6 protein-coding genes are annotated in these 6,967 nt (G+C 56.6%); all 6 read left to right on the top strand.

Features of this window, described 5'->3' with window-relative positions:
• Window positions 1-676 (top strand): GntR family transcriptional regulator (locus ACRC1E_RS07845; RefSeq protein ID WP_438514548.1); only part of this gene is annotated, 676 nt, incomplete at its 5' end.
• Between the two features lie 291 nt (window positions 677-967).
• Complete coding sequence (locus ACRC1E_RS07850; RefSeq protein WP_438514549.1) at window positions 968-1,597, top strand: LPP20 family lipoprotein; 630 nt, start codon at window positions 968-970, stop codon at window positions 1,595-1,597.
• The gene (locus ACRC1E_RS07855) at window positions 1,597-2,910 is read left to right on the top strand and encodes a flagellar assembly protein T N-terminal domain-containing protein (protein WP_438514550.1); all 1,314 of its coding nucleotides are present in this window, start codon (window positions 1,597-1,599) and stop codon (window positions 2,908-2,910) included. Before ACRC1E_RS07850 ends, ACRC1E_RS07855 begins: the two co-directional genes overlap by 1 nt.
• A gap of 110 nt (window positions 2,911-3,020) precedes the next feature.
• Complete coding sequence (locus ACRC1E_RS07860) at window positions 3,021-4,013, top strand: extracellular solute-binding protein (RefSeq protein WP_438514551.1); 993 nt, start codon at window positions 3,021-3,023, stop codon at window positions 4,011-4,013.
• Between the two features lie 107 nt (window positions 4,014-4,120).
• Window positions 4,121-5,740, top strand: coding sequence for an ABC transporter permease (locus tag ACRC1E_RS07865; protein WP_438514552.1), 1,620 nt, complete (start codon window positions 4,121-4,123; stop codon window positions 5,738-5,740).
• 1 nt (window position 5,741) lies between these two features.
• A complete protein-coding gene (locus ACRC1E_RS07870; protein WP_438514553.1) occupies window positions 5,742-6,788 on the top strand; it encodes an ABC transporter ATP-binding protein in 1,047 nt (348 codons plus the stop codon).
• Window positions 6,789-6,967: the final 179 nt, after the last annotated feature.

Here is a 6,967-nt window from a genome sequence, read left to right on the forward strand (position 1 = left end):
GACTACTTTGCAGCCGATCAAACGCCAGACACTGACTAGTGCTGTCACTGAGTCCTTGCGTAAACGCATTCTTTCGGGCGAGTTTGCCGATGGTCAGCAATTGCGGCAGGAGGCTTTGTCCAATGAATACGGTGTCAGCCGTGTACCTGTGCGTGAGGCCTTACGCCAGCTGGAGGCTGAAGGCTTGATTCAGATCATTGATCATAAGGGAGCGCTGGTTTCCACGCTTTCATTTGAGGATGTGCAGGAGCTGCTTGAAATCCGGGCAATGCTTGAAAGCTCGGTGCTGGCGGCTTCTATACCGCTTCAGACGAAAGAGGATCTGGACTTGGCCGAACAAACGCTTAAGGAGTTCGAGCAAGCATTGGACGCACATGATGTGCGGCAGTGGGGGGAGCTCAACTCCCGTTTTCATCTTGCCTTATATCGTTCTGCAGGACGCCCGAACACTTTGTCATTGATCGAGTCCTTGCACAATAAAACCGATCGTTACACGCGTATGCAGATTTTGCTCACTCATACGATGAAACGTGCGCATTTTGAGCATAGCCAGTTGCTGCGCCTGTGTCGTGAACGTGCAGCCGAAGAGGCTGCCGAATATATCCGTTCCCATATTTTATCGGCTGGTTGTGCACTGGGTGAGTATCTCAAAAGCCAGTCTATGGCGACAGCCTGATTTTCAAGCTGCCGTAGGGGAGGCTGCAGGTCTCTATCCGGGTAAGTGTATCGGTGGCTTCCGCGGGGGCAAGTCAGGTTTTGGCGCCATGCAAGTAGTACTGCTGTGTTTCAGTTTTTGGCCCATGGTGATTAAAGCGCGCAGTTTTTTGGCCGATAACGTAATATCTGTTGAAAATACTCGCGGGTGTAGATAATGCAATTTTTCAAATCAAGTGCTGCCTTTTTGCTATTAGCATCATGTGTCGCGTGCGCTGCGCCGAGTAAGAGTATTAATCCGTCTTCGGGCTGGATGGTTGTTGCCGATGTACCGCCTGCTGCTGGTCGTATTGCCAATGCACCGGCGATGGGCGTGGATGGTACAGTGCTAGGTGGTGGTTATGCGGGGCCTGGACAGGCGCCCAAGGTCGTTGTGCAGGAAAAAATCGTACTCAAGCCGGCTGCTCCTTTGCCTGAGTCTGCTTATGAGGCACTGCGTGTCCGCGTAGTCGGACGTGGTGCGCCACCGTACTCCAAATCCTTGTCTGGCGTGCAGCAACGCTTATTGGCGATGCGCGCTTCCCAGCTTGACGCCTATCGCAATATTGCGGAGCAGGTGCAGGGTGTGCGTCTGGTGGGGAGTAGCTCGGTTTCTAATCTAGTCACGATTAACGATATCTTCCGTGTTTATGTAGATGCTTATTTGCGCGGTGTGCGCATTGTATCGACCAGCATGAAACCGGATGGTAGTGCCGAGACTATCGCTGAAATTGTGCTGGACGAGACTTTTTATCAAGCCTATCGCAATGCCCTGGCAGGACAGACCCAGCAGGTGCAGCGTACCGCAGAGGCGATGCCTGCTCTGCCGGCTCAGGCTAGCTTGTCTGGCAGTTGCACTGGAAAAGCCTGCGCCTGGGGTAACAATTTTTACATGGCGCAATAATGACAGGCTCGCTTGTCCGCTGGATGGGTTTGCTGCTGCTGACGACTTTCCTGTCATGGGCTTCTCTTGCCATGGCCGCTGTCTATCAGGCGGAAGGGATGGCCTCGCTTGGCGCGGGCCGGGAGGCTGCCCGCGAGATGGCCATCGATGACGCGCTCTCACAGATTGCCGTGTCTCATGGTGGGCGTTTGCTTGGCGTCAGTGAGCTTGGTAGTCAGGGCTTGGCCGAGTCTTCATTGCTGGGTCCTAAGCGCGTTCCGGGGCGGATGACGGTGATCTCCGAGCGTGAAGGCGAGCAGCTTTTGTATGTGACGGTCAGTCTGGATACGGCGGCGCTATCATCCGAATCGGCTGCAGCACAGCCTGCGGCTGTTCCGGCCTCTGCTGCGGCTACTGATATTTGCGCCGCTGGCGCTTTACCACCGGGGCGCTTTCTTAAGCGCCGCGCGCTGAGTACTTTTTTCGCAGTCAATCACCCGCAGCAAAGTAGCGGGTTGGGCGATATCTCGCACTGGCTGCCGGCTGAGCTCGCGCGGCGCTTGTCGGAGCACGCCAATGTGACGGGCTTGGATGGTGGCCGCTATACCTTGTTTGCGCCGGGCGTGCGGGATGAACCCTTGGCCGGGCTTGATAGCGCCCGCGCCTTGGGTCTTCGTGAGGATGTGCAGTTTGTGGTGGCAGGCCAAGTGGTTGATAGTCAGGTGACGGCTCAGGCCCCACGTGTGTCCTTGTTTGGTGTGGCAGATAGCGTGGATGCCAGTATCACCTATAACGGCCCGTTTGCCGGATTTTTAGGTGCGTCCATGCGTGTTGCGCCGGTGGCGCGGCAGTTCAGTATGGATGTGTGGCTATATGATGGCTTTAGTGGTGCACTGCTGGCACGTGAGCGCCTGAGTGGTGTTGCCCGCGGCGATGTTGCGCCATCTTCGGCACGCAGTTTCACGCCGTATTCGCTGGCTGGTAGCGATTATGGACGCATGATCAGCGGTTTGCTAGATCAGGCCGTCGAGCATCTCACCGCTAATATGACCTGTCTGCCGTTTACCTCGCGTGTAGTGCGGGTGGAGGGGGGCAAGGTTTATCTTGGTGCCGGTGCCGTAGATGGTTTGGCGGTGGGGGATCGTTTGCTGGTTTACCGGCAACAGCCCGATACCCGGATCCGCGCAGCATCGGGTGAGGTGTTAGGCGTGCCGGAAGTGTTATTGGGGGATGTGTCTATCACTCAGGTGCAGCCGCGTTTGGCTATCGGCATCATGAATGGCGGTCGTTTACCGCAGACCGGTGATCTGGCGCGTTTTCCCCGCCGTTTTTGATTGAGACTAGGCCTGCAGTATGCAGGCCTATTTATCAAGGTACTATTGATAATTGTTATCATTCAGCTTATTATCGCGGCATCAAAACCAACGTCGTGCGGGAGAGTAGCTTGAACAAAATGCTGATGATGGGTGCCGTACTGGCATCGCTGTCTACATGGTCGCTGGCAGAAGAGCTAGTGGTGTATGGTGCGCGCGGCGAGCAATTGGTTAAACCGCTATTCGATGCCTACCAGAAGGAAACAGGCGTTAATATCCGTTACATCATGGACAAGGAAGGTCCGCTGATGGAGCGCCTTAAGGCCGAAGGCAGCAACTCTCCGGCCGACATCCTGCTAACGGTGGATGCCGGCAATTTGTGGCAGGCATCCCAGATGGGTCTGCTCAAGCCGTACAGCTCCAAGGTGATAGATGCCAATGTGCCGGCGCATCTGCGTGACCCGAAAAAAGAATGGGCCGGCTTGTCTATTCGTGCCCGTACCATTTTCTACAACACCCAAAAAATCAAGCCGGGCCAGTTGTCCAGCTATGAAGATCTGGCCGATCCCAAGTGGAAGGGCAAGCTGTGTCTGCGCACTTCCAAAAAGGTGTACAACCAGTCCTTGGTTGCCATGATGCTGGCTGAAAATGGTAAAGTAGCTACCGAAAAGACTGTTAAAGGCTGGGTCAATAATCTGGCGACCGATGTGTTTCCAGATGACACCAAGATGCTGGAAGCAATTGCAGCTGGTCAGTGTGATGTCGGCATTGCCAACACCTATTACTACGGCCGCCTGATGGAAAAGAGCCCGAAGCTGCCGCTGGGTATCTTCTGGGCCAACCAGAAAGCTAAGGGGGCTCATGTGAATATTTCGGGTGCTGGCCTCGCGCGTTACACCAAGCAAGAGGCGGCTGCGACCAAGCTTCTGGAGTGGCTGTCGTCGGATAAGGCGCAGAATATGTTTGCCGATGTGAATATGGAGTTCCCGGTCAACCCGAAGATTAAGCCGGATGCCAAAGTGGCAGCCTGGGGTTCGTTCAAGCATAACCTGATCAATGTGTCCAATGCCGGCAGCCGTCAGGCCGAAGCAGTCATGCTGATGGACCGCGCCGGCTATCGTTAAGCCTGTGTGTCTGATGACAAAAGCCGAACCGCCTAGGTTCGGTTTTTGTCTTGTCTGGCCGGTATAATGCCTAAGCTTCCCATCCACCGATAAAGACCTTGCCTGCCTTGTCAAAATTTTCTGCCTTGCCCCATTTGCCGCGCTGGCGCATCGTGGTGTGCCTGATCTGTCTGTTGACGTTGATCCCGCTGGCCGTGATCGTGCCTGCCGTATTCAGCCCTGACCCGCAGATCTGGTCGCATCTGGTCGAGTATTTATTGCCGCAACTGTTTCTCAATACGGCTTATCTCATCGTGGGTGTCGGGATTGGGGTATTACTGATCGGTGTGTCGCTAGCCTGGCTCGTCTCGGTGTACGACTTTCCCGGGCGACGTTTTTTCAACTGGGCCCTGATGCTGCCACTGGCGATGCCGGCCTATGTGATGGGCTTTTCGCAGCTTGGTTTGTTTGATTACACCGGCCCGTTGCAAAGCTGGTTGCGTGTCACTACAGGCGACTCGAGCTGGGTGCCCTCGATACGCTCGACACCTGGCGTGATCATGGTACTGACGCTGGCTTTTTACCCCTATGTCTATTTGCTGGCGCGCAATGCTTTTTCGACCCAGGGGCGGCGTGCGCTGGAGGTCGGGCAGTCGCTGGGCTTGTCGCGCGCGCAAGGCTTTTGGCGCGTTGCCTTGCCGATGGCGCGGCCATGGATCATGGGTGGCCTAATGCTGGCATTGATGGAAACGCTGGCCGACTTCGGTACTGTCTCTATCTTTAACTACGACGCCTTTACCTCGGCCATCTACAAGGCCTGGTTCAGCTTCTTTTCGCTGGACACCGCCAAGCAACTGGCTTCTATGCTGGTGCTGATTGTATTTGTGTTGGTAGTGCTGGAGCAGCGCGCACGCGGACGGCGTGCCTATACCCCAAGCGGCCGTGCTGCCGCCTTGCACCGTCTGCCGTTGACTGGCACACATGCTTTTTTTGCCATCCTGTTTGCCTCGCTGATCTTGTTGGCAGCGTTTGTACTGCCTTTCGGGCAGATTGTGTGGTGGTCCTTCCAGAGTCTGGATGCCGAGCTTAATCGTGATCTGCTGGCTTATGTGCTGCGCTCTGTGGTGTTGTCGGCGCTGGCGGCTGCACTGGTGTGTGCGGTCGCGCTCTTGCTGTCGTATGCGCAGCGGCGTGACCCGTCGCGTGCGACGCGGGTGCTGTCGCGCCTCGCAGTCATGGGTTATGCCGTGCCGGGTACGGTGCTGGCTGTTGGTATTTTCGTGCCGGTAGCTTGGTTGGATAATGTGTTGCTGGCTGCTTTGTCCGGCATATTGCCCGCAGGGACGACGGCGATACTCAAGGGCTCGATGTTTGTATTGCTGCTGGCTTATCTCGCACGCTTTCTGGCTGTCGGACATACCTCGGTCGATGCGGCCATGCACCGCATTACCCGCTCGCAAGAAGAAGCGGCGCGCAATCTTGGCTGGTTCGGCTGGCGTCTGGTGGGGCGCCTGCATCTGCCATTGTTGCGTGGCGGGCTGATGACGGCACTACTGATGGTATTCGTTGATGTCATGAAGGAAATGCCGATCACGCTGATGACCCGCCCGTTCGGCTGGGATACGCTGGCGGTGCGTATTTTTACCCTGACCAGTGAGGGGGAGTGGGAGCGCGCTGCCTTGCCTGCGGTCATGATTGTGCTGGCCGGCCTGTTGCCGGTGATCCTGCTGTCCAAAGAGGAAGACTGAAATGCACCCCTTGCTTGAATTTACTGCGGTATCGCATGCCTATGGCGAGCGCACGGTCATTGACCAGATGAGTTTTTCCCTGCAGAACGGCGAAATAGGTTGCCTGTTGGGCGGCTCCGGTTGTGGCAAGACTACGGTATTGCGCTGCATCGCCGGCTTTGAGACTCTGGGGCAGGGCGAACTGAGCTTGGGCGGTCGGGTGCTGGCTAATGCCAGTATGGCGGTGCCGGCTCATCTGCGCGAAATAGGCATGGTTTTTCAGGACTATGCGCTGTTTCCGCATCTGACCGTCGAGCGCAATATCGCATTTGGCCTGTCTGCCTTGGCGCGTAGCGAGCGCAAGGCGCGGGTGGGGGCGATGCTGGTACTGGTCGGACTGACAAGTTACGCCAAGAGTTACCCGCATGAGTTGTCCGGCGGCCAGCAGCAGCGGGTTGCACTGGCGCGGGCATTGGCAACCAAGCCGCGCTTGCTACTTCTGGATGAACCGTTTTCCAATCTGGATGTGGATCTGCGTGAGCGCCTTAGCCGTGAGGTGCGCGACATTCTCAAGCATGAGGGTGTGAGTGCGATACTGGTGACTCATGATCAGCACGAAGCCTTTGCCGTGGCTGACAAAGTCGGCGTGATGCATGGTGGGCGGTTATTGCAGTGGGCGACGCCGTATCAGCTTTATCACGAGCCGGTATCACGCTATGTGGCCGACTTTATCGGGCAGGGCGTATTGGTGGCAGGCAAGGTTAGCGGGCCGCGTTGCCTTGAGCTTGAGGTAGGCGAGTTTTGCGGGCTGCTGCCGCTGGGCTTTGAGACCGGTGATAGGGTCGATGTATTGCTGCGTCCTGATGATGTGGTGCACGACGACGCGAGTCCCCAGACTGCAGTCGTTGTTTCCAAGGTGTTTCGCGGTGCTGATTTTCACTACACGCTGGCGCTGCCATCCGGGCAACGGGTACTGGCCCAAGTCTCCAGTCACCATAATCACGCCATCGGTGAGCCGATAGGCATCCGGCTGGAGCTGGATCATCTGATTGCGTTCAAGCAGGAGTAAGGGCTGGAGGGGCTGGCTTTTGGATTTTTCGGAATAATGGAGACGGGAATAGGGAGCCGCGGTGTTGACGTGCTTGGTCGGTTCGCAACACTGAACCCGAGTCCCGAGTCCCGAGTCCCGAGTCCCGAGTCCCGAGTCCCGAGTCCCGAGTCCCGAGTCCCGAGTCCCGAGTCCCGAGT

The sequence above is a fragment of the Craterilacuibacter sp. genome (assembly GCF_051659485.1).
Classification (GTDB): Bacteria; Pseudomonadota; Gammaproteobacteria; order Burkholderiales; family Chromobacteriaceae; genus Craterilacuibacter.